The following is a 26,967-nucleotide window of genomic DNA, read 5'->3' as shown; positions in this document are numbered from 1 at the left end:
TTTGAAAAAGCCCGAGAAATCAAAATGTTAGAAGCATCCCTCAGCCAATTGGAACAACTGGTCAGCGACCTGGTACAGCAGAATCAGGACCTGCTGGGCAGCAACGAATCCCTCAAGGCCGAACTGGCCCGTGCCAAGGATGAAAACGACAGCCTGCAACTGAACCTGATGGAGCAGGAAGAAAAGCACAGCGCCACCGCCGCGCGCATCCAGGCGCTGGTTGAGCGCGTGAGTGCAGGGCCTGTCAGCGCATGAACGAAGGGATAAAGGTCGTTTCGATTCTCGGAGAGGATTACTCGATCAAGGCGCCAGCCGGGGAAGAACTGACCCTGATGCACGCCGTGACCATGCTCAAGGCCTCCCTGGCCACCACCAAGAAAAAGTACCCGACGCTGATCGGTGACAAATTATTGGTACTGGCCGCGCTGAACCTGTGCGCCGAGCAGATCGAAATGCAACAGGCTCACCAACAGGAACTCGACCGTTACCAAGAGCAAGTCAGCGCCACGGTCGATGTGATTTCCAAGGCGATCGGACAGCCTTAGAACCACTCATCCTGCATCCCCAGGCACGTATCGTCGCGTGCCTCCAGAATCGCCAGTTCATGATGGCAGCCCGGTACTTCCCAGGTCAGGAAGTAACGGGCGGCCTGGAGCTTGCCTTTATAGAAGGCCACGTCGGCCGCATTGCCCTTGGCCAGCCCTTCTTCGGCGCGGATCGCCTGCTCCAGCCAGCGCCAGCCGATCACCGTGTGCCCGAATACCTTCAAGTACAACGCCGAGTTCGCCAGGCTGCTGTTGACCTTGCCGTGGGCCAGGTCCGTCAGCAGACCGAGGGTGACGCTTTGCAGACGGTTGACCAACTGTTCCAGCGGCTCCCTCAGCGTGGTGAGGCTCGGGAATTCCTGGGCGCGGGCGCCGGTTTCGGCGATCAGCCTGATCAGTTGCTTCAAGCCTGCGCCGCCGTTCTGTGCCAGTTTGCGCCCCAGCAAGTCCAGGGATTGAATGCCGTGAGTGCCTTCATGAATCGGGTTCAGGCGGTTGTCGCGGTAATACTGTTCCACCGGGTATTCGCGGGTGTAGCCATGGCCGCCGAGGATCTGGATCGCCAGCTCGTTGGCCTTGAGGCAAAACTCCGACGGCCAGGATTTGACGATAGGGGTGAGCAGGTCCAGCAGTTCGTGGGCTTGCTTGCGTTCGGCTTCGGTCTCGAGTGTGGTGGTGTCGTCGAACAGGCGCGCGGCGTACAGGCCCAGGTCGAAAGAGCCTTCGACGTAGGCTTTTTGGGTCAGCAGCATGCGTTTGATGTCGGCGTGCTGAATGATCGAGACCGGTGCCGTAGTAGGGTCTTTGCTGTCAGGCAGGCGGCCTTGTGGGCGTTCGCGGGCGTACTCCAGTGAATAGAGGTAGCCGGCGTAGCCGAGCATTACCGCGCCCATGCCCACGCCAATGCGCGCCTCATTCATCATCTGGAACATGCAGCTCAAGCCTTGGTGCGGCTTGCCTACCAAGTAGCCGACGCAGTTGCCGTTATCACCGAAGTTCAGCGCGGTGGACGTGGTGCCGCGCCAGCCCATCTTGTGGAACAGGCCCGCCAGCAACACATCGTTGCGTGCGCCCAGGCTGCCGTCGTCGTTAACCAGGAACTTGGGCACGATAAACAGCGAGATGCCTTTGACCCCGGGCGGCGCATCCGGCAGTTTGGCCAGCACCATGTGCACGATGTTTTCCGACAGCGGGTGGTCGCCACCCGAGATGAAGATCTTGTTGCCCTTGAGACGATAAGTGCCGTCAGCCGCGGGTTCTGCGCGTGTACGAATATCCGACAGTGACGAGCCCGCATGGGGTTCGGTCAGCGCCATGGTGCCGAAGAAACGGCCGTCGATCATCGGTTGCAGGAAGCGTTGTTTCTGATCGTCGGTGCCGAAGCTTTCAATCAGGTTGGCGGCGCCCATCGTCAGGAACGGGTAGGACGTGGATGCGGCGTTCGCCGACTGGAAATGCGCGAAGCAGGCCTGGGACAACAAGGTTGGCAACTGCATGCCACCGGCTTCGAAACTGCGGGCAGCGTTGAGAAAACCGGCTTCGAGGAAGGCATCCACGGCGGGTTTCACTTCAGGGATGAGGACCGCTTTGCCATCCTCGAAGCGCGGTTCGTTCTCGTCATTTTTGCGGTTATGCGGTGCGAAGTACTTTTCCGCGATGCTGCGCGCCGTGCTGATGGCCGCATCGAAGGTCTCGCGATTGTGCTCGGCAAACCGCTCGCGCCGGGTCAGGCCCTCGGCATCGAGGACTTCGTACAGCTCGAAAGCCAGATTGCGGGAACTGAGCAGCGTCTCGGACATGGCGGCTTACCTATGTGGGAATAGGGCCGAGTTTAAGTGTGCGAATAGAGGCTGGATAGCAAGATTGATCTGGGTGATGGAGGGGCAAAACGCGGATGGGAGGCAGGGAGCTGTAAATGTGGGAGCTGGCTTGCCTGCGATGAGGCAGTGCCAGTCGACATCTCTGTCGCTGACCCACCGCTATCGCAGGCAAGCCAGCTCCCACAGGGTTTACCGCGTTTTTACAGTTAGCCGATGGTCATCAGGCTGGCGTTACCGCCTGCTGCAGCGGTGTTGACGCTCAACGCACGCTCGATCACCAAACGCTCCAGCGCAATCGCTGTCTCGCCTTGGGACAAACCATGCACCCCGACAATCGCACCGCCACGCTGTGCCACTTGCTGGCACACCGCGCGCAATTGATCGGAATCGCCGTGGTGCAGAACCGCATCAAACACCACTTCATCCTTGGTCCAGTCGGCCACGCGCTTGATCTTCACCTGAATCTCTTTAGGCAGACGTGGGAACAAGGCCTTGGTCAGGTCAGTCTCCGGCCATACTGCCGAACCCCCCACGGCCAATACCGCCGCCAGTTGCGTCAGCAGATCGCCTTCCACTTCCGCCAGGCACAGCACGTGCTCGCGGGGCAGGATGGCGTAGCTGTTGCGCTCGCCAGTCGGGCCGGCGAGTTGGCGGGTGATCCCGCTTTGCGACTGTGCGGCGAACTGGCTGCACAGGGCGCTCAGGTCGCTGAACTTATTGCTGTCGGCCCAGGTTTTGAGGGCGGTCAGCGGTTGGCTCATGGCGTCACGCAGGCGCACATCCGGTGCGGCCAATGCATCGCCACGGACGAAGGATTGCTCGATGGCATCTGTAGGACGCGTCGACAGCAGGCGGTACAGGTACAGCGGGCCACCGGCTTTCGGGCCGGTACCCGACAGGCCTTCGCCGCCGAACGGTTGCACGCCCACCACGGCACCCACGATGTTGCGGTTCACGTAGACGTTGCCGGCGTTGACGTTGTCGATCACCTTGGCGATGGTCTCGTCGATGCGGGTGTGCACACCCAAGGTCAGGCCGTAGCCCGACGCATTGATCTGGCCGATGAGCTGGTCGATCTCTTTGCGCTTGTAGCGCACCACGTGCAGCACCGGGCCGAAGATCTCCCGTTGCAGTTCGTCGAAGCTTTCCAGTTCGATCAAGGTGGGCATCACGAAGGTGCCGCGCTTGATCTCTTCACCGTCGGCAATCGCAACTTGATAAACGTTGCGGCCTTTGTCGCGCATGGCCTGGATGTGTTTCTCGATGCCAGCCTTGGCCTCGGCGTCGATCACCGGGCCGATATCGACCGACAGGCGCTCCGGGTTGCCCAGGCGGCATTCCGCCATGGCGCCCTTGAGCATTTCGATCACGCGGTCTGCCGAATCTTCCTGCAGGCACAGTACACGCAGGGCCGAGCAACGTTGGCCGGCACTGTCGAAGGCCGAGGACACCACGTCGATGACCACTTGCTCGGTCAGCGCCGAGGAGTCGACGATCATCGCGTTCTGGCCGCCGGTTTCGGCGATCAGCGGGATCGGGCGGCCCTGGGCATCCAGGCGACCGGCGACATTGCGTTGCAGCAGGCGCGCCACTTCGGTGGAGCCAGTGAACATCACGCCTTTGACACGATCATCGCCTACCAGGCGGGCACCGACGGTTTCGCCCTGGCCAGGCAGCAGTTGCAGCACGCCTTCCGGAATGCCGGCCTCCAGCAGGATGCGCACGGCTTGTGCGGCGACCAGCGGAGTCTGCTCGGCAGGCTTGGCCAATACAGGGTTGCCGGCGGCCAGTGCGGCGGCCACTTGACCGCTGAAAATCGCCAGCGGGAAGTTCCACGGGCTGATGCAGACCACCGGGCCCAGTGGGCGGTGGGCATCGTTGGTGAAATCGTTGCGTGCCTGCACTGCGTAGTAGCGCAGGAAATCCACGGCTTCGCGCACTTCGGCGATGGCATTGGCGAAGGTCTTGCCAGCTTCGCGAGCCAGCAGGCCCATCAATGGCTGAATCTCACCTTCCATCAGGTCGGCGGCGCGTTCGAGGATCGCGGCGCGCTCGGCGGGCGGGGTGGCCTGCCAGATCGGGCCGGCGCTGATGGCGCACTGGATAGCGTTGTCGACGTCTTGAACGGTGGCTTCTTGTACGTGACCGACTACATCACGCAGGTCGGACGGGTTCAGTACCGGTGCCGCCGGTTGCTCGCTGGAGGCGCAACCGAGCATCGGCGCGGCTTTCCAGTTGTTGTGAGCGGTGGCCAGCAAGGCACAGGACAGCGACGCCAGGCGGTGTTCGTTCGCCAGGTCGATACCGGCCGAGTTGGCGCGGTCGCTGCCGTAGAGGTCGCGCGGCAGCGGGATGCGTGGGTGCGGCAGGCCGAAGCCGCCTTCCAGCGTAGCCATTTGCTCGATGCTGGCTACCGGGTCGGCCACCAGCTCCTGGATCGAGATGGACTGGTCGGCAATGCGGTTGACGAACGAGGTGTTCGCGCCGTTCTCCAGCAGGCGACGCACCAGGTAAGCCAGCAGGGTTTCGTGGGTGCCGACCGGAGCGTACACGCGGCACGGACGGTTCAGCTTGCCATCGGAGACCTTGCCTACAACCTGCTCGTACAACGGTTCACCCATGCCGTGCAGGCATTGGAACTCGTACTGGCCGGGGTAATAGTTCTGGCCGGCAATATGGTAGATGGCCGACAGCGTGTGGGCGTTGTGTGTGGCGAACTGCGGGTAGATGACTTCCGGCACTGACAGCAGTTTGCGTGCACAGGCGATGTAGGACACGTCGGTGTACACCTTGCGGGTGTACACCGGGTAGCCTTCCAGGCCTTCGACCTGGGCGCGCTTGATTTCGCTGTCCCAGTACGCGCCTTTTACCAGGCGGATCATCAGGCGATGACGGCTGCGGCGCGCCAGGTCGATGACGTAGTCGATCACATATGGGCAGCGCTTCTGGTAGGCCTGAATCACGAAACCGATGCCGTTCCAGCCGGTCAGTTGCGGCTCGAAGCACAGGCGCTCGAGCAGGTCCAGCGACAGCTCCAGGCGGTCGGCCTCTTCGGCGTCGATGTTCAAACCGATGTCGTATTGCTTGGCCAGCAGGGTCAGGGACAGCAGGCGTGGGTACAGCTCATCCATCACGCGTTCGTACTGCGCGCGGCTGTAGCGTGGGTGCAATGCCGACAGCTTGATGGAGATGCCCGGGCCTTCATAAATCCCACGGCCGTGGGACGCTTTGCCGATGGAGTGAATGGCTTGTTCGTACGAGGCCAGGTATTTCTGTGCGTCGTGTTCGGTAAGTGCAGCTTCACCGAGCATGTCGTAGGAATAGCGGAAGCCCTTGGCTTCGAACTTGCTCGCGTTGGCCAAGGCTTCGGCGATGGTTTCACCGGTGACGAACTGCTCGCCCATCAGGCGCATGGCCATGTCGACGCCCTTGCGGATCATCGGCTCGCCGCTCTTGCCAATGATGCGGCTCAGGGACGATGTCAGGCCGGCTTCATTGTGGGTGGCGACCAATTTGCCGGTCAGCAGCAGGCCCCACGTGGCGGCGTTGACGAACAGCGACGGGCTGTTGCCCAGGTGCGGCTGCCAGTTGCCGGTGCTGATCTTGTCGCGGATCAGTGCGTCGCGGGTGCCTTTGTCCGGGATGCGCAACAGCGCCTCGGCCAGGCACATCAGTGCCACGCCTTCCTGGGACGACAGGGAGAATTCTTGCAGCAGGCCCTGAACAATACCGGCACGGCCGCCAGCACTTTTCTGGTTACGCAGTTTTTCGGCGATCGAGGCGGCCAGCTTGTTGGTGGCTTCGGCCATCGGTGCGGGCAGACGGGCTTGTTCGATCAGCATCGGTACCACTTCCGGCTCGGGGCGGCGGTAAGCGGCGGTGATCGAGGCGCGCAACACGGATTGCGGCAGGATGCTTTCGGCGAACTCAAGGAAGCACTGGTGGGCGTGGTCGGTCTGGACTTCGCCTGCGTCGTCGGCGTCCTTGGTGCTCAAACCGTTGAGCTCGGTCAGGGTTGCACCACCCTCGAGTTTCTCCAGGTAATTGAAAATCGCCTGCTTGATCAGCCAGTGGGGCGTGCGATCAATGGAGGCCGCGGCAGCTTTCAGGCGCTCGCGGGTCGGGTCGTCGAGTTTGACCCCAAGGGTGGTTGTCGCCATTTTCTTATCCTCATGGGTGCCACTACCGAGTGGCATCTGCTGGCGGCAAGATTAGCTTTGCCCATGAGGAGGTGCAACCGGGTGCAACCCTTTTTATTCAGGAAATTTTTGATCGTGATCGGGAAAATAATGTGAGGTCGACGGATTCCGCTCTGCCTTGGTGCATTTACTTCTGAGATCGGCTGTTCTTGCTCCGAAAAGGAGCAAAAACGGGGTGTTTGCTGTATTTCACATCAAGGTGCAACTTATTCTCACGAAACTGGTTGCACCTTATTTGCTTTGTTGAATAGCATTCGCGCCCTAGGTGCAACCGACTCAACGAGCCGGTTCATCGGCTGACGGCTTTCCTGGGGAAACGTCAGTCATAAATGCGCGGCACACCGCTACGTCTACCTACTTCCAGTGGGTAGCCGTCTCACAGACCGCTGCTACATAAAAACAAAGCCAGGGCGTCACTCTTATGAGCGTTAGTAATCCAACCCTGATCACGTTCGTGATCTACATCGCAGCAATGGTGCTGATCGGCTTCATGGCCTATCGCTCCACCAACAACCTTTCCGATTACATCCTGGGCGGTCGCAGCCTCGGCAGCGTGGTGACGGCCTTGTCCGCCGGCGCTTCCGACATGAGTGGCTGGTTGTTGATGGGCTTGCCAGGCGCGATCTACATGTCCGGCCTGTCGGAAAGCTGGATCGCCATCGGCCTGATCGTCGGTGCCTACCTCAACTGGCTGTTTGTTGCCGGTCGCCTGCGGGTGCAGACCGAGCACAACGGCGACGCCCTGACACTGCCGGATTACTTCTCCAGCCGTTTCGAAGATAAAAGCGGCCTGTTGCGGATCATCTCCGCCGTCGTGATCCTGGTGTTCTTCACCATCTACTGCGCTTCGGGCATCGTGGCCGGTGCCCGTCTGTTCGAAAGCACCTTCGGCATGTCCTACGAAACGGCGCTGTGGGCCGGCGCTGCGGCGACGATTGCCTACACCTTTGTCGGTGGTTTCCTGGCCGTTAGCTGGACCGACACCGTACAAGCCACCCTGATGATCTTCGCGCTGATCCTCACGCCGATCATCGTGCTGCTGGCCACTGGTGGCGTCGACACCACGTTCCTGGCCATCGAAGCCAAGAACCCCGACAACTTCAACATGCTGAAGAACACCACCTTCATCGGCATCATCTCGCTGATGGGCTGGGGCCTGGGTTACTTCGGCCAGCCGCACATCCTGGCGCGTTTCATGGCGGCGGATTCGGTGAAGTCGATCGCCAATGCACGTCGCATTTCCATGACCTGGATGATCCTGTGCCTGGGCGGCACCGTCGCGGTGGGTTTCTTCGGTATCGCCTACTTCTCGGCCCATCCGGAAGTGGCGGGCCCGGTCACCGAAAACCACGAGCGTGTGTTCATCGAGTTGGCCAAGCTGCTGTTCAACCCATGGATCGCCGGCGTGCTGCTGTCGGCCATCCTGGCTGCCGTGATGAGCACCTTGAGCTGCCAGCTGCTGGTGTGCTCCAGTGCCCTGACCGAAGACTTCTACAAAACCTTCCTGCGCAAGAATGCCTCCCAGCTTGAGCTGGTATGGGTCGGCCGTGCGATGGTGCTGGTGGTTGCCCTGATCGCCATCGCCATGGCTGCCAACCCGGACAACCGCGTCCTGGGCCTGGTGAGCTACGCCTGGGCCGGTTTTGGTGCGGCCTTCGGCCCTGTCGTCCTGATCTCGGTGATCTGGAAAGGCATGACCCGCAACGGCGCATTGGCCGGCATCCTGGTGGGTGCGATCACTGTGATCGTGTGGAAACACTTCAGCCTGTTGGGGCTGTACGAAATCATCCCGGGCTTCATCTTTGCCAGCCTGGCGATCTACTTCGTGAGCAAGCTGGGCGCGCCGACGGCAGGCATGGTTGCGCGTTTTGATGCTGCGGAAAAAGACTACAACCTCAACAAGTAATCCTCGGGCGCCGAGCGTCCGTTGAGTTGAAAAAAAGGCCCGCATCCTACGGATGGCGGGCCTTTTTTTATGGTCGGTTCAATCCGTGTCCGGCTGGTTGAGAAAGATCAGCACGCCCACAATCGCCATGTAGAACTTGAAGGCCGCTTCCTGGCCATTCCATTGGTGGGACTGCCACATCAAGAACCATTCACCGCCCACCACCATGAAACCGAAAAACCACACCACGAAGCCGAGGGCGAGGCCGGTGGTGGCGCGTACCTTGGCACGGTTGAATTCGGCAGCGCTGCCTTGGCGGGTGCGCCACAACGCCAACGCACCCCAAGAGAGCATCAGCGCAGTGAGGGCTTCACCGAGGATGATCAGGCCGTAGGCGCCGTGCCACAGCCAGGGCGTGGTGATGGCGCGGTACATGGCGGCGTTGCCGGGAAACGTGGTGTCCATGCTCAACACATGTTTGACGAAGGCAAAGTTGGAGCCGTAGTCGGTGATGTTGTTGAACGCCACCAGGCTGGCGAAGGCGGCAAGGGCGAGGACCAGTGTGATTTTTGCGTAGCGTGTACCCATGTTCTTTACCGGCAATTGTGCGAAGAGGGGCAGTTACGCTAGCACGGCGTCGAGGTGTCTACGACGCCTCGCACATGAAGAATTAGGCACTCCAAACGTAGGACGCAACTGATTTTCCAGCAGCCCGCTCAGGCCCGGGCAAAGCTGGTGCAGAATCGGTCGCCCACCCTTCGCAGAGAAACACCGGATGTTCGCTCCTGCCAATCAAAGTGCCTTTACCCTGACCGTCGATGGAGAGCCCAGTGAGCTCAAGGTGTTCGCTTTCACCGGCACCGAAGCCATCAGTCAGCCTTACTGTTTCGACCTGGAACTGGTCAGCGAACAGCCTGATCTTGACCTTGAAAGCCTGCTGCATCGCCAGGTGTACCTGGGCTTTGATGACCGAGGGCACGGTGTTCATGGCCAGGTTTACCGGGTGGCGCAAGGCGACTCCGGGCGTCGCCTTACGCGTTACCAGATCAGCCTTGTGCCGCAATTGGCGTACTTGGCCCACAGCAGCCGCCAACGTATTTTCCAGCACAAGACCGTGCCGCAGATTATTGCGCAGGTCTTGACGGGGCAGGGTATTCAGAGCGACCGCTTCGAGTTCCGCCTGAGTGGCACCTACCTGGAGCGTGAATACTGCGTGCAGTTCGGTGAGACTGATCTGGCCTTCATCCAGCGGTTGTGTGCCGAGCTGGGCATTCACTATCACTTCCAGCATTCAGCCGAACGGCACTTGCTGGTGTTCGGTGATGACCAGGCCGTATTTGCCCAGGCCGATCACACCACGCCCTACATGCCCGGTTCAGGGATGGTGGCCGATACACCGGCGATCAAGCGTTTTGCGGTGCAATTGGAAACCCGTACCACGGCGCTGAACCTGAGGGACTATGACTTCCGCAAGCCGCGCCTGTCACTGGAAAGCGCTGTGGCGGGCGAGCAGCTTCCTAGCCTCGAAACCCAGGACTATCCCGGTTATTTCAGCGACCGCGCCCATGGCAAGTACCTCGCGCAACGTGGCCTTGAACGTCACCGCCGTGACTATCAAGTGGCCCGCGGCGAGGGTGATGAACCGGCCTTGCTGTGCGGGCGTTTTCTGAAGCTTGCGGGCCACCCGCGTGAAGCGTGGAATGACTTGTGGCTGGTGACGCAGGTCACTCACGACGGCAAGCAGCCTCAGGTGCTGGAAGAAGCGGTGACTGAAGTAGCGGGCAGTGATTTTCGCCAGGGTTATCGCAATGAATTTGTTGCCGCGCCTTGGGATGTGATCTTTCGTCCTCCGATGCCCGAGCAACCGCGACCGGCTGTAGCCGGATATCAACATGCCGTGGTCACCGGCCCTGGTGACAGCGAAATCCACTGTGACGAGTTCGGCCGGGTCAAAGTGCAAATGGCTTGGGATCGCGCTGGGGAGCACAACGAACATTCCAGTTGCTGGCTGAGAGTGGCCACCGGGTGGGCGCATGACCGCTACGGCTCGGTGCTTATTCCACGGGTTGGGATGGAAGTGCTGGTGGGCTTCGTCAATGGCGACCTGGACATGCCGGTGGTGATGGGGTGCCTGCCCAACGCGGCGACCCCGGTGCCCCTCGACCTGCCTGCGGAAAAGACCCGCAGTATCTGGCGCAGCCACAGCAGCCCTGGCGGTGGTGGCTATAACGAACTGCGCATTGAAGACCGTAAAGGTGCCGAGGAAATCTACCTGCGCGCCCAGCGAGATTGGACCCAGCATGTGCTGAATGACCAGCAGGTGCAGGTGGATAACCGGCGCCAGGTGAAGGTGGGCGGTGAGTCGCACCATGAATTGCAGGGCGAGGAGCAGCGCATTACCCACGGTAATCGCCTGACTGAGCTCAAGCAGGATGACCACTTGGTGATCGGCGGTTCGCAGCAGATGCGTGCGGGGCGAACCATCCAGATCGGTGCAGGGCAAAGCGTCGTGATTGACGCGGGCGCCATCGTGACGATTCAGGCCGGGGGGCAGTCGATCACGTTGTCGGCGGCAGGGATATTCAGCAGCGTGCCGATCATGCTGGGCGGGGCGCCCGCCGTGGGCGCTTCGCCGTTGAAGCCTGGACTCACGGAGAAACTGCTTGCGGTGATACCCGTACCGCTCAGCGCGGTACAAGTGGCCAGCCTGAAGCGCAGTGCGCCGTTTTGCGAGGAGTGCGAGCGTTGCAGGAACGGGCAGTGCGATATCCCATGACACAGCAAGCCACCCAACTCGAAAAGGAATTTACCCCCATGGATCAACCTTTGGCTCCCCGCGGTTGGCTGGCACAGCATCCTCTGCAACCTGAGGAACAACTCTTTGCGGTTCTGGGCAATGCCAGCGACGCCAAGCCTCTGGAGGCCTGGCGAACAGTGTCAGAGGGGATGGCACCAGAATCGATCTGGGCGGGCACGGCCTATGCCGAGTGGCGTGAGGTGATGCCGTATGTCGTCGCCGTAGAGCCCGGCAGCCCCTTCCTCGATTGGATAGCCAATACCGGATCAACCGACTGGGGTTGGCTAGCGGTATCGTCCAGCTCGTTGCAAACCGTGGCTGCGCATTTGCAAAGCCTCACGAAGGTCTACCTGCCCGACGGCCAGGAGGTGTTCCTGCGTTTCTGGGATGGGGCCCAGACTTTGCCGATCATTCAGCAATGTGGGGCTGAAATATTGCCGGTTTTCCAGCGCTACCTGATCAATGGCCAGTCGCTGACTACGACGACTGGCCCGGACACCGCTGCGAAAACCAGCCCTTGGTGGACAGTGCCTGCGCTGTTACTGGAGCACCTGGCCGAGCAATCACCGCGCACCCTGATCGACAACCTGCTGCAATGGCTCGAAGAGCAGCGCCCCGACCTCTACACCGCCTTCACGCCGACGACCCTGCAGCACAAGGTCGCCTATTTCGTGCGCTCGCCGGGTATCAGCCATGAAGCGCTGGCCGACTTCCTGACCTCAGAGCTGAGTTGAAGTCAGCGCCTGTTGCAGGTCTTCGATCAAGTCTTCGATGGCTTCGATGCCCACTGATAGGCGAATCATTTCCGGTTTCACACCGGCCTTGGCCTGCTCTGCCTCGTTCATCTGCCGATGGGTAGTGGAGGCAGGGTGACAGGCCAGGGACTTGGCATCGCCAATGTTCACCAGGCGCTTGAAGATCTGCAACGTGTCGTAGAAGCGCACGCCGGCCTGGTAGCCACCTTTGAGGCCGAACGAGAGGATCGCCGACGGTTTGCCTTGCAGGTATTTCTGCGCTAGCTCGTGGTGAGGGTGGTCTGGAAGGCCGGCGTAGCTGACCCATTCCACACCGGCGTGGCCTTGCAGGAACTGCGCGACCTTCAGGGCGTTTTCGGTGTGGCGCTCCATGCGCAGGGCCAGGGTTTCCAGGCCTTGCAGCAACAGGAAGGCGTTCATCGGGGCGAGGGCTGCGCCGGTATTTCGCAGTGGCACAGTGCGGGCGCGGGCGATGAAGGCGGCGGGGCCGAATTTTTCGGTGTAGACCACGCCGTGGTAGGCCGGCTCGGGGTTGTTGAGGCCGGGGAATTTCTCCGGGTAGTCGGCCCAGGGGAAGGTGCCGCTGTCGACGATGACACCGCCCAGGGAGTTGCCGTGGCCGCCAATGTATTTGGTGACCGAGTGCACCACGATATCGGCGCCGAACCGAATGGGCTTGCACAGGATCGGCGTGGCCACGGTGTTGTCCACAACCAAAGGCACGCCACGGGCGTGAGCCACCGTTGCCAGGGCTTCCAGGTCGATGATATTGCCAGCCGGGTTGCCGATGCTTTCGCAGTACACCAGCTTGGTGTTGTCGTCGATCAGCTCGGCGATGGCTTCGGCGGAGTCGTTGCGGGCGAAGCGCACGTCGACGCCAAAGCTGGGCAGCAAATGGGCGAACAGCGTGTAGGTCCCGCCATACAGTTGTGGCGTGGTGACGATGTTGTCGCCGGCGCGGGTGAGGGTCTGGATCGCGTAGTGAATCGCGGCGCTGCCGGCCGACACGGCCAGTGCTGCGATACCGCCTTCGAGGGCGGCGAGACGCTGCTCCAGCACGTCGTTGGTGGGGTTCATGATGCGTGTGTAGATATTGCCGGGCACGTCGAGGTTGAACAGGTCGGCGCCGTGCTGGGCGTTATCGAATTCGAAGGCCACGTTCTGGTAGATCGGTACGGCGACGGCCTTGGTGGTCGGGTCCGACGTGAAGCCGTGGTGCAGGGCGATGGTAGCGTCTTTCATGATGGTGACTGACCTCCTTGGATTCCATGGGCGCCCCTACACCGTAGGAGCCGGCTTGCCGGCGATAGCATCAGCGCGGTGTGCAGGTAATACCCCGCCACTCGCATCACGGGCAAGCCCGCTCCCCCATAACCGATTAGACCGTTTTAAGCATTCCGCCTCCGTTTACGGCATATGCCCCGCCCGACACGCAGCCCTGCACCTTTGCCCTTGTAGAAGGTAAACTTCGCCCCCTGCGCAGGAGCAACCATGAATTATCGTCACGCCTTTCACGCCGGCAATCACGCCGATGTCTTCAAACACCTGACCTTGACCCGCCTCATCGCCCTGATGTCGCGCAAGGAGCAGCCGTTCGCCTACCTCGACACCCATGCCGGCATCGGCCTGTATGACCTGCAGGGTGACCAGGCCAACCGCACCGGTGAGTACCTGGAAGGCATTGCGCGCCTGTGGGGCGAAAGCGACCTGCCGCCCCTGACCGCCGACTACATGCGCGTGCTGCACGAGATGAACCCGGATGGCCAGTTGCGCTACTACCCGGGCTCGCCGGAGTTGGCGCGTCGGCTGACACGCCCTCAGGACCGTGTGCTGCTCAATGAGAAACACCCGGACGACGGCGTGTTGCTCAAGGACAACATGAAGGGCGACCGTCGCGTCAAAGTGCACCTGGGCGAAGGCTGGCATGTGCCGCGTGCCTTACTGCCGGTGCCGGAAAAACGCGCGTTGATGCTGATCGATCCGCCGTTCGAGAAGCTCGACGAGATGCAGCGGTGCGCGGCATCGCTCAAGGAAGCGGTCGGCCGCATGCGCCAGACCGTCGCGGCGATCTGGTACCCGGTGAAGGACCAGCGCATGTTGCGTCGTTTCTACCAGGACCTGGCCGGTACCGGTGCGCCAAAGTTGTTGCGCGTGGAGCTGCTGGTGCATCCCTTGGACACGCCCAACACCCTGACCGGCTCGGGCCTGGCGATTGCCAACCCGCCGTGGGGCCTGGAAGAGGAATTGCGCGAGCTGCTGCCGTGGCTGTCCAAGAAGCTGGGCCAGACCCAGGGTGGGTGGCAGATGGATTGGCTGATCGCCGAGTAAACAGTTACCCGTCAGAAGCGCTATCGCGGGCAAGCCCGCTCCCACATTTGGAATGCATTCCAAGGTGGGAGCGGGCTTGCCCGCGATGCTTTTGGCTTCAGATCGGGCAGGTCACGCCCGTACCGCCAATCCCGCAATAGCCCTGCGGGTTCTTCGCCAGGTACTGCTGGTGATACGCCTCGGCGAAGTACACCGTCGGCGCTTCTTCGATTTCCGTGGTGATCACACCCAAGCCGGCCTTGGTCAATTCACCCTGATACGCCTCGGCACTGGCCTGCGCTGCCGCCAATTGTTCCGGTGTGGTCGCGTAGATCACCGAGCGGTACTGGCTGCCGATGTCGTTGCCCTGGCGCATGCCCTGGGTCGGGTTGTGCAGTTCCCAGAACATCTTCAGCAGGTCTTCGTATTTCACCTTGGCCTGGTCGTACACCACCAGCACCACTTCGCTGTGGCCGGTCAGGCCCGAGCAGACTTCTTCATAGGTCGGGTTCGGCGTGTAGCCGCCGGCATAACCGACCACGGTGCTGACCACGCCATCGCGCTGCCAGAACCGCCGCTCGGCGCCCCAGAAGCAGCCCAGACCGAAGATGGCAAAGCCGACGTCATCGAGGAACGGACCGAGCAGTGGGTTGCCGTTGACGAAGTGTGTCTCTGGCAGTGCCATCGGCGTTTCACGGCCCGGCAAAGCTTGTTCTTGAGTAGGCAGCACGTTTTTGTTCACCAGAATTTCCGAGCGCAAGACCATGATCAGTCCTCTCGTCAGGTTGGGTTAGCGGTAAATATTCAGACAGGCAGTGTGCCCGAGTGTTACAGCGCTGTCAGGCAATTGGCCCGCGTGGGTAGCGTTTAAGCTTCTCCAGCAGCTCTGCACCGGGGATCGGGCGGTCGAACAGGTAGCCCTGGCCCACGTCGCAACGGTGTCGGCGCAGGAACGCCAGCTGCTCGGAGGTTTCGACACCTTCGGCCACCACCTTGAGCTTGAGGTTGTGGGCCATGGCGATCACCGCCGAGGTGATTTCCATGTCGTCCTGGTTGTCCGGGATCTCGTGGATAAAGCTGCGATCGATCTTGATGATGTCGATGGGGAATTTTTTCAGGTAGCTCAGCGACGAGTAACCCGTGCCGAAGTCGTCCATGGCCAGGGTCAGGCCAAAGCTCTTCAATTGATCAAGCTGCAGGCGCGTGTCTTCGGTGGCTTCCAGCAGCAGGCCTTCGGTCAATTCCAGTTCCAGCAGACTGGCCGGCAGTTGTTCTTCCTTGAGGATCGTGGCGATCGAGGCCACCAGGTCAGGGTCGGAGAACTGCTTGGGTGACAGGTTGATCGCCACCTGCAGATTGCCCATGCCACCGGCGCTCAGTTGCTTGCTCATGCGGCAGGCCTGGCGCGCGATCCATTTGCCAATGGGGATGATCAGCCCGGTCTCTTCGGCCACGCTGATGAACTGGTCGGGGCGGATCATGCCCTTTTCCGGATGGTTCCAGCGCAGCAGCGCTTCCATGCCCAGCAGGCGACCGCTGCGCAGGCACAGCTTGGGTTGGTAGAACACGTCCAGTTCGTTTTGCGTCAGGGCGCGGCGCAGGTTGTTTTCCACGAACAGCTTGTAGCTGGCCTCGGCGTTCAACGCTTCGGTAAACACCTGCACCTGGTGTTTGCCGTTGGCCTTGGCCTTGTGCAGGGCCAGGCCTGCGTTGCGCATCAAGGTCTGCGGGTCGCGGCCATGCAGCGGCGCACAGGCCAGGCCCACGGAGCCGGTGACGCTGATCAATTGGTTGTCGACAAACATCGGCTTGTCGAGGGTCGTCAGCAGCTGGCTGGCGACTTGCTGGCCGCTTTCCAGGTCGGTGTCGTCCAGCAGCACGGCAAATTCGTTACTGGCGAAACGCGCCAGGCTGCCGCCCGCGCTCAAGCTGTTGCGCAAGCGACGCGCCAGGCTGATCAGCAGCTTGTCGCCGGTCTGGTGGCCGAGGCTGTCGTTGATCCGCTTGAAGTTGTCGATGTCCACCAGCAGCAGGCTGATCGGGCTGTCGCTGTCGCGGGCAAAGCGTTCATCAAGGTTGCGGATGAACGCCGGGCGGTTGCCCAGGTTGGTCAGGTTGTCGGTATAGGCCAGGCGTTCGATGCGCTGTTGCGCCAACTTGGTCTGGGTGATGTCTTCGTAGATACCGATGTAGTGAGTCAACTCGCGGTTGTCGCCATACACCTTGGAAATCGACAGCTGGCCCCAGTAGGGTTCCAGGTTCTTGCGCCGGCTCTTGAACTCACCCTGCCAGCTGTTGCTCTTGGCCAGGCTTGACGGCGCATCGAACAGCAGCTCGCTGAGGTTCTCCAGCGCCGGTAGTTGCGCCAGGCGGTGGCCGTGCACTTCTTCGGCGCTGTACTGGGTGATCGCGGTAAAGCTCGGGTTGACGTACTCCACCACGCCGTCGCAGTTGACCAGCAGAAAGGCGTTGGCGCTTTGCTCCACCGCCCGCTGGAACAGGTGCAGGGCGCTGGTGGCGGTGCGGCGGTTGTGGTTGTTGATCACCAGCGCAAACTGGTCGGCCAGCTCGCCGGCAAACGCGATTTCGTCCGCCTGCCAGGCGCGCGGGCTGCCGGCCTGTTCCAGGCACAACACGCCGACGACTTGGCCGTCGACACGGATACTGGCGTCGAGCATCGCGTGGATGTCTTTGTCGCGCAGGCTCTCGGCCATTTCCCGGGTGCGCGGGTCGCGCAGGGCATTGGTGGCGTCGATGGCACGGCTGGTCTGCAGGGCTTCGAGGTAATCCGGGAAGCCACTGGCGTCGATGGCTTCGGGCAAATGGTACTGCTGGTCGGCCTGGCGATAGGCCGAGATCGGCACCAGGCGCTGGCCTTCGAGGTTCCAGATGCTGGCGCAATCGATCTCATAGATATCGCAGGCGCTGCGGGTGATCAGCTCGGCGGCTTCTTGCAGCGAATTGTTGGTGGTGTAGCGCTGGCGGGCCAGCAGCAGGATCAACTCTTGCTGGGCGCGCACCCGCTCCAGGTGCTGCAGCTGTTCCTGTTGGGCGCGCTGGTTGAGCTCCAGGGCGATCTGCAGGCGGCTGTTCTGGTTTTCCAGGTCGGCGCTCGGGGCCACGTAGGGCATTTCGCTGAACAGGCCGTCAACCACCATCAGGTAACCGCGCAACAAGTGACGATTGTGCTGTTTGTAGGCTTCGCCCATTTCCAGCAGGCTCAGGGGGCCGTCGCTGGTGTGCAGGGTGTAGCGCACCAGGTAATGGGGGCTCTGGGTCAGTTGTTGCTGGATGGTGTCGTGCAACTGATACCGCGCCTGGGGTTCCATCAGGCTGGCGTAGGGGGTGCCGATCAGGGCGCAGAGCTCGACTGCCGGCAGGCCGAATTGGCGCTCGCAATTGGGGTCGAGGTACAGCAGGGCCCAACTCGCCTCATTAAGCCGCTCGAAACGCAGCATACCGAGGCGCGAAGGCACCGGTAACTGCGTCACGACCTCGGCCGCCATACGGGCGACATCGGGTTGGCTTTTCATGGGGGGAACTCACTTGAAATTACGCGCACGGCGCCGGGCTCACGCCCTCTTTTCTGTTGCCTGCGGCAAGGTTGCATCATGCGGCGCGGGCTGACAAGAGAGGATGAAGGCTAAGTGCTATAAGGGGGTTATCGGCTGCTCGGGGGATTTCTGCAATCGGGGTGATGGAAGGTGTACAAGCCTGTTTTTCTTGTCCAATAAACAGGCAAAAAAAGCCCCGCCAAGTGGCGGGGTTGAGGTACGAGCGTGGCGCTCGGAAATCGGTGCAACAGGGCCTCCCCGGTGAAGGGGAGGCCCGTGGTGGCTTACAGCAGAATGGTGCGGATGTCGTTGAGCAGTTGGCTCAGGCGCTGCGTGAAGCGAGCAGCAGCGGCGCCGTTGATCACGCGGTGATCGTAGGACAGCGACAGTGGCAACATCAGCTTCGGCTGGAACGCTTTACCGTCCCAGACAGGCTGGATAGTGGCCTTGGACACACCCAGGATCGCCACTTCCGGCGCGTTGACGATTGGCGTGAAGCCAGTGCCGCCAATGTGACCGAGGCTGGAGATGGTGAAGCAGGCACCCTGCATGTCGTCCGGGGTGAGCTTCTTGTCACGGGCCTTGGCGGCCAGTGCAGCGGCCTCAGCGGCAAGCTGCAGCAGGCTCTTCTGGTCGACGTTCTTGATGACCGGTACCAGCAGGCCATCCGGGGTGTCGACGGCAAAGCCGATGTGCACGTACTTCTTGCGGATGATCGCCTTGCCGCTTGGTGCCAGCGAGGCGTTGAAGTCCGGCAGTTCCTTGAGCAGGTGTGCGCACGCCTTGAGCAGCAGAGGCAGCACGGTCAGTTTCACGCCGGCTTTTTCAGCCACGGCTTTCTGCGCAACGCGGAAAGCTTCCAAGTCGGTGATGTCGGCCTGGTCGAACTGAGTCACGTGCGGGATGTTCAGCCAGCTGGCGTGCAGGCCGGCCGCGCCGATTTGCATCAGGCGGGTCATCGGCACTTCTTCGATTTCACCGAAGCGGCTGAAATCGACGGTGCGGATCGGCGGAATGCCCGAACCACCGGTAGCGCCGCCAGCAGCTGGCGCTTCCTTGGCTTTCTGCATCATGGCTTTGACGTAAGCCTGCACGTCTTCCTTCAGCACACGGCCGTGAGGACCGCTGGCCGCGACAGCACTCAGCTCAACGCCGAACTCACGGGCCAACTGACGCACGGCAGGGCCGGCGTGAACCTTGGCACCGCTTGGCGCAGGTGCGGCAGCAGCAGGGGCCGGTGCGGCCTCGGCTTTTGCAGCCGGTGCAGGGGCGGCAGCGGCGGGAGCCGCTTCAGCCTTGGCAGCCGGCGCGGCGGCAGGTGCAGGGGCCGCAGCCGGTGCAGCGCCTTGTACTTTCAGCTTGAGGATGAAGTCGCCAGTGCCGACTTCGTCTTCCAGCTTGACCGCGATGCTTTCCACCACGCCGGCAGCCGGCGAAGGGATTTCCATGGAGGCCTTGTCGGACTCCAGGGTGATCAGCGACTGGTCGGCTTCGACGGTGTCGCCGACCTTGACCAGCAACTCGATGATCTTGGCCTTGCCCGACGAACCGATGTCCGGGACGTGGATGTCCTGGACAGAGGCTGCAGCCGGCGCAGCAGCCGGGGCCGCAGGGGCCTCGGCAGCAGCAGGTTTTTCAGCAGGCGCGGGTGCGGCAGCGGCAGCAGGAGCCGCCGCAGGGGCCGCATCAGCGGCACCTTCGATTTCCAGCTCAAGCAGTTCGTCGCCTTCTTTCAAGCGGTCGCCCAGCTTCACTTTCAGGCTCTTGACCACGCCGGCCTTGGGAGCAGGGATTTCCATGCTCGCCTTGTCCGACTCCAGGGTCAGGATGCTCTGGTCGGCTTCGACGGTGTCGCCGACCTTCACAAACAGCTCGATTACTTCACCTTCACCGCTGCCGATGTCAGGTACGCGAATGAGTTCGCTCACAAAAAGTCTCCTCAGCAGTCCAGTGGGTTGCGTTTTTCCGGGTTGATCCCGAACTTGACGATAGCGTCTGCCACCACCTTGGGTTCGATCTCACCACGGTCAGCCAAGGCTTCCAGGGCTGCCAACACCACGAAGTGACGGTCAACTTCGAAGAAGTGACGCAGCTTCTTGCGGCTGTCACTGCGGCCGAAACCGTCGGTGCCCAGGACTTTGAATTCCTTGGACGGGACCCACTGGCGAATTTGTTCAGCAAACAGTTTCATGTAGTCGGTCGAAGCGATCACCGGGCCTTTACGGCCGGTCAGGCACTCTTCAACGAAGGTGCGCTGTGGCTTCTGGCCAGGGTGCAGGCGGTTGTGACGCTCTACGGCCAGGCCATCGCGACGCAGTTCGTTGAAGCTGGTTACGCTCCACACGTCAGCGCCGACATTGAACTCTTCACGCAGGATCTTCGCCGCTTCACGCACTTCGCGCAGGATGGTGCCGGAGCCCATCAGCTGTACGTGGTGCGCTGCTTCCTTGGTGTCTTCTTCGAGCAGGTACATGCCCTTGATGATGCCTTCTTCCACGCCAGCCGGCATTGCAGGCTGCTGGTAGGACTCGTTCATCACGGTGATGTAGTAGAAAACGTCCTGCTGCTCTTCGGTCATCTTCTTCATGCCGTCCTGGATGATCACCGCCAGCTCATAGCCGTAGGTTGGATCAAAGGTGCGGCAGTTCGGGATGGTGGCAGCCAGGATGTGGCTGTGACCGTCTTCGTGTTGCAGGCCTTCGCCGTTCAGCGTGGTACGGCCGGCGGTACCGCCGATCAGGAAGCCACGGGTACGGCTGTCGCCTGCTGCCCACGCCAGGTCGCCAATGCGCTGGAAGCCGAACATCGAGTAGAAGATGTAGAACGGCAGCATCGGCTGGTTGTGGCTGGAGTACGAAGTACCGGCAGCGATGAAGGAGCTCATGGCGCCCGCTTCGTTGATGCCTTCTTCGAGGATCTGGCCCTTCTTGTCTTCCTTGTAGAACATCACCTGGTCTTTATCGACTGGCTCGTAGAGCTGGCCGACGGAGGAGTAGATGCCCAACTGACGGAACATGCCTTCCATACCGAAGGTACGGGCTTCGTCCGGGATGATCGGCACGATGCGCGGGCCGATGTCCTTGTCCTTGACCAGCTGCGCCAGGATGCGCACGAAAGCCATGGTGGTGGAGATTTCACGGTCGCCCGAGCCGTCGAGGATGGCCTTGAGGGTGCTCAGGTCTGGCGTCGGTACGCTGAAGCTGTTGGCGCGACGCTGTGGCACGAAACCACCCAGTGCGGCGCGGCGCTCGGCCAGGTAACGGGCTTCGGCGCTGTTCGGCTCCGGCTTGAAGAACGGCAGGTTCTCCAGCTCTTCGTCCTTGACCGGGATGTCGAAGCGGTCGCGGAACAACTTCAGGCTGTCGACATCGACTTTCTTGGTGTTGTGCGCAGTGTTCTTCGCTTCGCCGGCACCGGTGCCATAACCCTTGATGGTCTTGGCCAGGATGACGGTCGGTTGTTCTTTGTGGTTCACCGCTTCGTGGTACGCCGCGTAGACCTTGTACGGGTCGTGGCCGCCACGGTTGAGTTTCCAGATCTCGTCGTCGGACAGGTCTGCAACCATCGCCTTGAGTTCAGGCGTGTTGAAGAAGTGTTCGCGCACGAACGCGCCGTCTTTGGCCTTGTAGTTCTGGTACTCGCCGTCGATGACTTCGTCCATGCGACGTTGCAGGATGCCGTCGACGTCCTTGGCCAGCAGTGGGTCCCAGAAACGGCCCCAGATGACTTTGGTCACGTTCCACTGAGCACCGCGGAACACGCCTTCGAGTTCCTGGATGATCTTGCCGTTGCCGCGAACCGGGCCGTCGAGGCGCTGCAGGTTGCAGTTGATGACGAAGATCAGGTTGTCCAGCTTCTCGCGGCCAGCCAGGGAGATGGCACCCAGGGATTCCGGCTCGTCGCACTCGCCGTCGCCCAGGAAGCACCAGACTTTCTGCTTGCCTTCAGGGATGAAGCCACGGGCTTCCAGGTACTTCATGAAGCGAGCCTGGTAGATCGCCTGGATCGGGCCCAGGCCCATGGATACAGTCGGGAACTGCCAGAAATCAGGCATCAGCCAAGGGTGCGGGTACGACGACAGGCCGTTACCGTCCACTTCCTGGCGGAAGTTGTTCATGTGTTCTTCGGTGATGCGGCCTTCCATGAACGCACGGGCGTAGACGCCTGGGGAGGTGTGGCCCTGGAAGTAGATCAGGTCGCCGCCGTGTTCGTCGGTCGGGGCCTGGAAGAAGTAGTTGAAGCCGATGTCATACAGGGTTGCGCTGGAAGCGAAGCTGGAGATGTGACCGCCCAGGTCCGAATCTTTCAAGTTCGTGCGCATTACCATCGCCATGGCGTTCCAACGTACCAGCGAGCGAATGCGGCGTTCCATGAACAGGTCGCCAGGCATGCGTGCTTCGTGGGTAACGGGGATGGTGTTGCGGTATGGCGTGGTGATGGCGTAGGGCAGTTGCGAGCCGCTGCGGGTCGCGAGTTCGCCCATACGGGTCATCAGGTAGTGAGCACGGTCTTCGCCTTCTTTGTCGAGAACCGATTCCAGGGCGTCCAGCCATTCCTGGGTTTCGACGGGATCGAGGTCTTGCATGGCTTGCTCCAGGGCGGAAAGGCTACCAGAATCGGTTGCCTGAGTTTGCGACTGGCCTTGTGGGCAGACGACATAAATTCTTGGATGGCCGAAGGTTGCTTCGGCGTCCTGTAGTTTTACTACAAATCGTCGGCCATTTCAGCCTTTCGAATGTATATACGAGTAGTAAAACTACACAAGACTGAGCGTATGGCTCGGTCTGGCTGGTGAGCATAATCGTTATTGTTGATCTTTTGCGAACAAGAAAAGGTGAAAGTTTGATGCTGGCTGCCAAAATGAAATTAATTTCAGCTATTTCTCACCTTTGTTCGACAGTCCTTCACCAAGCGTGGTTCTTGCCTTCACGGCAACACGCCTTTTACGCGCCGAACAAGGATAGACCATGAGCCTTCCCACGCTGGCCGAACTGCCGGCCGTTCTCTTGCCTTTTGCCCAGCGGGCCGAGCAGTCATTTCGTGACGCAGTGGCCGCGCTGGACGACGATCATGGACTTTCTGCGTGGACGCCGCAACGGTGGGCCGACTTCGCCCGCGTATGCGCCGCCAGTGATTTCGTCATTGAACAGAGCCTTCGTGACCCTTTGATGTTGCTTGAGCTGGTGGCCTGGGGCGAGTTGGATCGCGGCTTTGCGCCCGACGAACTGTGCGGGCAGATCGCCGCCGCCGTGCAACAGGCTGAAACAGAAGATGAATTGGGCCGCGTGCTACGCCGCCAGCGCACCCGCCAGCAAGTGCGCATCATCTGGCGCGACCTGACGCGCCAGGCCGATCTGGTGCAAACCTGCCGTGACCTCTCCGACATGGCCGACGCCAGCATCGACCAGGCCTACCAATGGCTGTACCAGCGCCACTGCGTGCAGTTCGGTACGCCCACCGGCCGGCGCAGCGGTGAAGCACAGCATATGGTCATCCTTGGCATGGGCAAGCTCGGCGCCGTGGAGCTGAACCTCTCTTCCGACATCGACCTGATCTTCGCCTACCCCGAAGGCGGCGAAACCGTGGGGGTCAAGCGCGCCCTGGACAACCAGGAATTTTTCATTCGCCTGGGTCAAAAACTGATCAAGGCCCTCGACCCGATGACCGTCGACGGCTTTGTATTCCGTGTCGACATGCGCCTGCGCCCCTACGGCTCGGCCGGCGCGTTGGTGCTCAGCTTCAATGCGCTGGAACAGTACTACCAGGACCAGGGCCGCGACTGGGAACGCTACGCGATGATCAAGGCGCGCGTAGTGGCCGGTGATCAGGTGGCCGGCGCGCAGTTGCTCGACATGCTGCGGCCGTTCGTCTACCGCCGTTACCTGGATTTTTCCGCCATCGAAGCGCTGCGCACCATGAAGCAGCTGATCCAGCAGGAAGTGCGGCGCAAGGGCATGGCCGACAACATCAAGCTGGGGGCGGGCGGCATTCGCGAGGTGGAGTTCATCGCCCAGGCGTTCCAGCTGATCCACGGCGGCCGCGACCTCAGCCTGCAGCAACGGCCGTTGCTCAAGGTGCTCGGCACCCTGGAAGGCCAGGGCTACCTGCCGCCGGCGGTGATCGCCGAGTTGCGCAATGGCTATGAATTCCTGCGCTACACCGAACACGCTATCCAGGCGATTGCCGACCGTCAGACCCAGATGCTCCCCGACAGCCCGGAAGACCAGGCGCGCATTGCCTTTATGCTGGGGTTTGCCGATTGGGCGAGCTTCCATGAGCGCCTGATGGACTGGCGCGGTCGCATTGACTGGCATTTCCGCCAGGTCATCGCCGACCCGGATGAAGAAGAGGGCGAAGAAAGCGAGCTGGTTGTGGGCGGTGAGTGGTTGCCGCTGTGGGAAGAATCCCAAGATGAAGACGCTGCCTGTCGCCAATTGGCCGAGGGTGGCTTCACCGACGCGCCCAAAGCCCTGAAAGCCCTGACCAGCCTGCGCAGCAGTCCGCAGTTGCGCGCTATGCAGCGCCTGGGCCGAGAGCGACTGGATGCGTTTATCCCGCGTTTATTGGCCCAGGCCGTCGAGCATGCCAACCCGGACCTGGTGTTGGAGCGCGTGCTGCCGCTGGTCGAGGCCGTCGCCCGTCGTTCCGCTTATCTGGTGCTGCTCACGGAAAACCCCGACGCCCTGCGCCGGCTGCTGACCCTGTGCGCCGCCAGCCCGTGGATCGCCGAGCAGATCACGCGTTTCCCATTGTTGCTGGACGAATTGCTCAACGAAGGCCGCCTGTTCAAGCCGCCCTTGGCGCCGGAACTCGCCGCCGAACTGCGCGAACGCCTCACGCGCATCCCCGAGGATGACCTTGAGCAGCAGATGGAGGCCCTGCGCCACTTCAAGCTGGCCCACCGCCTGCGCGTCGCGGCGTCGGAAATCGCCGGCAGCCTGCCATTGATGAAGGTCAGCGACTACTTGACCTGGCTCGCCGAAGCCATCCTTGAGCAAGTGCTGGCGCTGGCCTGGCGCCAGACCGTGGCGCGCCACGGCTCGCCGCAACGGCTGGACGGGACGTTGTGCGATCCTGGCTTCATCATTGTCGGTTATGGGAAAGTCGGCGGGATCGAACTGGGGCATGGTTCGGACCTTGACCTGGTGTTTATCCATGACGGCGACCCGCAGGCTGAAACCGACGGTGCCAAGCCGATCGACGGTGCGCAATTCTTTACGCGCCTGGGCCAGCGGATCATCCATTTGCTGACGACCCAGACCAACTCCGGGCAGCTCTATGAAGTGGACATGCGCCTGCGTCCTTCCGGTGCTTCCGGTTTGCTGGTGAGTTCGCTCGGTGCGTTTGACCGCTATCAACAAAATGAAGCCTGGACCTGGGAACATCAGGCCTTGATCCGTGCGCGGGTGCTGGTGGGCAGCCAGGATGTGGGCCGCGCATTCGAGCAGGTGCGGGCCAACGTACTGGGGCGTGAGCGCGACCTGGAGACGCTGCGCCAGGAAGTCAGTGAGATGCGTGCCAAGATGCGTGACAACCTGGGCACCAAGACCACGGCGGCCGGCACCGGCGCCAATGCCTTCGAGCCCACGGCGGTGTTCGACCTCAAGCAGGACGCCGGAGGTATCGTCGATATTGAATTTATGGTGCAATACGCGGCTTTGGCGTGGTCTGCGCAACATCCGTCGTTGCTGCGCTATACCGACAATATCCGCATCCTGGAAGGCCTGGAGCAGGTCGGGCTGATGCCCGCCGCCGATGCCCACTTGCTGCGTGAGGTGTACAAGGCCTACCGTTCCGCCGCGCATCGCCAGGCCTTGCAAAACGAGGCCGGCACGGTCGCCGGGGATCAGTTCGCCGACGAACGGCGCCAGGTGATGCGGATCTGGAAAGAACTGGGGTTAAGTTGAGTCAACTGTAGGAGCCGGCTTGCCGGCGATTGAGGCCCTTGGCATCCATGGTGATCTTTCGGACGTCATCGCCGGCAAGCCGGCTCCTGCAGGTTGTTCGTCTCCTACAGAAATTATCGAGGCGGGGAGGCATTAGCCTCCCCGTATCGTTTGTGGAAACTACATGAATATTCTGATCGTTGGGCCCAGTTGGGTCGGTGACATGGTGATGGCACAGACACTGTTCCAGTGCCTGCGCCTGCGCCATCCAGACTGCCAGATCGACGTGCTTGCCCCGGAGTGGAGCCGCCCGATCCTCGAGCGCATGCCCGAAGTGCGCAAGGCCTTGAGCTTTCCGCTCGGCCATGGCGCGCTGGAACTGGCGACCCGCCGTCGCATCGGCAAATCCCTGGCCGGCCAGTACGACCAGGCGATCCTGCTGCCCAACTCGCTCAAGTCGGCGCTGGTGCCGTATTTTGCTGGCATCCCCAAGCGCACCGGCTGGCGTGGTGAGTTTCGCTACGTGCTGCTCAACGACGTGCGCACCCTGGACAAGGCGCGCTACCCGCTGATGATCGAGCGCTTCATGGCCCTGGCCTATGAGCCGGGCGCCGAATTGCCACAGCCGTATCCACGCCCGAGCCTTGAGATCGACCCGGTCAGCCGTGACGCGGCGCTGGCCAAGTTCGGCCTGACCCTGGACCGCCCGGTGTTGGCCCTATGCCCCGGTGCCGAGTTCGGCGAATCCAAGCGCTGGCCGTCCGAGCATTACGCCAAGGTCGCCGAAGCCAAGATCCGCGAAGGCTGGCAGGTGTGGCTGTTCGGTTCGAAAAAGGACCATCCGGTGGGCGAAGACATCCGCCAGCGCCTGATTCCCGGCCTGCGCGAAGAAGCCGTGAACCTGAGTGGCGACACGTCGCTCGCCGAGGCCATCGACCTGCTGTCCTGCGCCGACTCGGTGGTGTCCAACGACTCCGGCCTGATGCACGTGGCCGCGGCGCTGAATCGCCCATTGGTCGCGGTGTACGGCTCCACCTCGCCGGGTTTCACCCCGCCCTTGGCCGACAAGGTCGAAGTGGTGCGCCTGGGCCTGGACTGCAGCCCGTGTTTTGAACGCACTTGCCGTTTTGGCCACTACAACTGCATGCGCCAGTTGCTGCCCCAGCCGGTGAACGAAGCCTTGCAGCGGTTGCAGGGCACTGTGGTCGAGGTCCGATAG

At 61.6% G+C, this 26,967-nt stretch carries 16 protein-coding genes; 8 read left to right on the top strand and 8 right to left on the bottom strand.

The features are described 5' to 3' along the window. Positions 1-24 precede the first annotated feature (24 nt). Positions 25-255: a hypothetical protein gene (locus M2394_RS12640; protein WP_176997198.1), complete on the top strand. Its 231-nt coding sequence runs from the start codon at positions 25-27 to the stop codon at positions 253-255. Then, complete coding sequence (locus tag M2394_RS12635) at positions 252-545, top strand: cell division protein ZapA (protein WP_176997197.1); 294 nt, start codon at positions 252-254, stop codon at positions 543-545. The genes M2394_RS12640 and M2394_RS12635 overlap by 4 nt, the downstream gene beginning before the upstream one ends. On the opposite strand, the gene M2394_RS12630 is transcribed toward M2394_RS12635, so the two are convergent. After that, entirely contained in the window at positions 542-2,344 is a 1,803-nt protein-coding gene (locus M2394_RS12630; protein ID WP_259172702.1) for an acyl-CoA dehydrogenase, read from the bottom strand. The genes M2394_RS12635 and M2394_RS12630 overlap by 4 nt on opposite strands. 227 nt (positions 2,345-2,571) lie before the next feature. After that, positions 2,572-6,525, bottom strand: coding sequence for a trifunctional transcriptional regulator/proline dehydrogenase/L-glutamate gamma-semialdehyde dehydrogenase (gene putA, locus M2394_RS12625; RefSeq protein WP_259172701.1), 3,954 nt, complete (start codon positions 6,523-6,525; stop codon positions 2,572-2,574). Between the two features lie 460 nt (positions 6,526-6,985). Here putA and putP point away from each other — a divergent pair, with 460 nt between their 5' ends. After that, positions 6,986-8,470, top strand: a complete 1,485-nt coding sequence (gene putP / locus M2394_RS12620) for a sodium/proline symporter PutP (RefSeq protein ID WP_178918621.1) — start codon at positions 6,986-6,988, stop codon at positions 8,468-8,470. Between the two features lie 78 nt (positions 8,471-8,548). On the opposite strand, the gene M2394_RS12615 is transcribed toward putP, so the two are convergent. Continuing rightward, positions 8,549-9,037, bottom strand: coding sequence for a DUF2165 family protein (locus M2394_RS12615; RefSeq protein ID WP_178918622.1), 489 nt, complete (start codon positions 9,035-9,037; stop codon positions 8,549-8,551). 187 nt (positions 9,038-9,224) lie between these two features. On the opposite strand from M2394_RS12615, the gene M2394_RS12610 reads away from it, so the two are divergent. Then, positions 9,225-11,225, top strand: coding sequence for a type VI secretion system tip protein VgrG (locus M2394_RS12610; protein ID WP_259172700.1), 2,001 nt, complete (start codon positions 9,225-9,227; stop codon positions 11,223-11,225). 38 nt (positions 11,226-11,263) lie between these two features. After that, a complete protein-coding gene (locus M2394_RS12605) occupies positions 11,264-11,980 on the top strand; it encodes a DUF4123 domain-containing protein (protein ID WP_259172699.1) in 717 nt (238 codons plus the stop codon). Here the strand turns inward: M2394_RS12605 and M2394_RS12600 are convergent. Next, positions 11,966-13,243: an O-acetylhomoserine aminocarboxypropyltransferase/cysteine synthase family protein gene (locus M2394_RS12600; RefSeq protein WP_259172698.1), complete on the bottom strand. Its 1,278-nt coding sequence runs from the start codon at positions 13,241-13,243 to the stop codon at positions 11,966-11,968. The genes M2394_RS12605 and M2394_RS12600 overlap by 15 nt on opposite strands. 249 nt (positions 13,244-13,492) lie before the next feature. Between M2394_RS12600 and M2394_RS12595 the strand changes: the two genes are divergently transcribed. After that, a complete protein-coding gene (locus M2394_RS12595) occupies positions 13,493-14,329 on the top strand; it encodes a 23S rRNA (adenine(2030)-N(6))-methyltransferase RlmJ (RefSeq protein ID WP_060755160.1) in 837 nt (278 codons plus the stop codon). Positions 14,330-14,426: 97 nt separating this feature from the next. Here M2394_RS12595 and msrA read toward each other — a convergent pair whose 3' ends face one another. From msrA to aceE, 4 genes are all read right to left on the bottom strand, one after another. Continuing rightward, positions 14,427-15,074 carry a peptide-methionine (S)-S-oxide reductase MsrA gene (gene msrA / locus M2394_RS12590; RefSeq protein ID WP_178918626.1) on the bottom strand — a complete coding sequence of 216 codons (648 nt, stop codon included), beginning with the start codon at positions 15,072-15,074 and terminating at the stop codon, positions 14,427-14,429. Between the two features lie 73 nt (positions 15,075-15,147). Then, positions 15,148-17,841, bottom strand: a complete 2,694-nt coding sequence (locus M2394_RS12585) for a bifunctional diguanylate cyclase/phosphodiesterase (protein ID WP_178918627.1) — start codon at positions 17,839-17,841, stop codon at positions 15,148-15,150. Between the two features lie 305 nt (positions 17,842-18,146). Then, the gene (aceF, locus tag M2394_RS12580) at positions 18,147-19,790 is read right to left on the bottom strand and encodes a dihydrolipoyllysine-residue acetyltransferase (RefSeq protein ID WP_178918628.1); all 1,644 of its coding nucleotides are present in this window, start codon (positions 19,788-19,790) and stop codon (positions 18,147-18,149) included. An 11-nt stretch (positions 19,791-19,801) separates the two neighbouring features. Beyond that, positions 19,802-22,447, bottom strand: coding sequence for a pyruvate dehydrogenase (acetyl-transferring), homodimeric type (aceE, locus tag M2394_RS12575; RefSeq protein ID WP_176997185.1), 2,646 nt, complete (start codon positions 22,445-22,447; stop codon positions 19,802-19,804). Between the two features lie 382 nt (positions 22,448-22,829). Between aceE and glnE the strand changes: the two genes are divergently transcribed. Continuing rightward, complete coding sequence (gene glnE, locus M2394_RS12570; RefSeq protein WP_259172697.1) at positions 22,830-25,769, top strand: bifunctional [glutamate--ammonia ligase]-adenylyl-L-tyrosine phosphorylase/[glutamate--ammonia-ligase] adenylyltransferase; 2,940 nt, start codon at positions 22,830-22,832, stop codon at positions 25,767-25,769. Between the two features lie 163 nt (positions 25,770-25,932). Beyond that, positions 25,933-26,967 (top strand): lipopolysaccharide heptosyltransferase II, encoded by a 1,035-nt coding sequence (gene waaF, locus M2394_RS12565; protein ID WP_178918630.1) that lies wholly within the window; start codon positions 25,933-25,935, stop codon positions 26,965-26,967.

This window comes from Pseudomonas sp. BIGb0164 (genome assembly GCF_024810135.1).
Taxonomy (GTDB): domain Bacteria; phylum Pseudomonadota; class Gammaproteobacteria; order Pseudomonadales; family Pseudomonadaceae; genus Aquipseudomonas.
The sequence above is the reverse complement of the archived record's forward strand: the minus strand, read 5'-3'. Positions and strand labels throughout refer to the sequence as shown.

What these genes read in the sequence shown, in the direction of transcription:
- waaF (WP_178918630.1), top strand. Translation starts at nt 25,933, where the DNA reads ATGAATATTCTGATCGTTGGGCCCAGTTGGGTCGGTGACATGGTGATG.
- msrA (WP_178918626.1), bottom strand. Translation starts at nt 15,074, where the DNA reads ATGGTCTTGCGCTCGGAAATTCTGGTGAACAAAAACGTGCTGCCTACT.
- M2394_RS12640 (WP_176997198.1), top strand. Translation starts at nt 25, where the DNA reads ATGTTAGAAGCATCCCTCAGCCAATTGGAACAACTGGTCAGCGACCTG.
- M2394_RS12595 (WP_060755160.1), top strand. Translation starts at nt 13,493, where the DNA reads ATGAATTATCGTCACGCCTTTCACGCCGGCAATCACGCCGATGTCTTC.
- M2394_RS12585 (WP_178918627.1), bottom strand. Translation starts at nt 17,841, where the DNA reads ATGAAAAGCCAACCCGATGTCGCCCGTATGGCGGCCGAGGTCGTGACG.
- M2394_RS12600 (WP_259172698.1), bottom strand. Translation starts at nt 13,243, where the DNA reads ATGAAAGACGCTACCATCGCCCTGCACCACGGCTTCACGTCGGACCCG.
- glnE (WP_259172697.1), top strand. Translation starts at nt 22,830, where the DNA reads ATGAGCCTTCCCACGCTGGCCGAACTGCCGGCCGTTCTCTTGCCTTTT.
- M2394_RS12615 (WP_178918622.1), bottom strand. Translation starts at nt 9,037, where the DNA reads ATGGGTACACGCTACGCAAAAATCACACTGGTCCTCGCCCTTGCCGCC.
- M2394_RS12610 (WP_259172700.1), top strand. Translation starts at nt 9,225, where the DNA reads ATGTTCGCTCCTGCCAATCAAAGTGCCTTTACCCTGACCGTCGATGGA.
- putP (WP_178918621.1), top strand. Translation starts at nt 6,986, where the DNA reads ATGAGCGTTAGTAATCCAACCCTGATCACGTTCGTGATCTACATCGCA.
- aceE (WP_176997185.1), bottom strand. Translation starts at nt 22,447, where the DNA reads ATGCAAGACCTCGATCCCGTCGAAACCCAGGAATGGCTGGACGCCCTG.
- M2394_RS12605 (WP_259172699.1), top strand. Translation starts at nt 11,264, where the DNA reads ATGGATCAACCTTTGGCTCCCCGCGGTTGGCTGGCACAGCATCCTCTG.
- M2394_RS12630 (WP_259172702.1), bottom strand. Translation starts at nt 2,344, where the DNA reads ATGTCCGAGACGCTGCTCAGTTCCCGCAATCTGGCTTTCGAGCTGTAC.
- M2394_RS12635 (WP_176997197.1), top strand. Translation starts at nt 252, where the DNA reads ATGAACGAAGGGATAAAGGTCGTTTCGATTCTCGGAGAGGATTACTCG.
- putA (WP_259172701.1), bottom strand. Translation starts at nt 6,525, where the DNA reads ATGGCGACAACCACCCTTGGGGTCAAACTCGACGACCCGACCCGCGAG.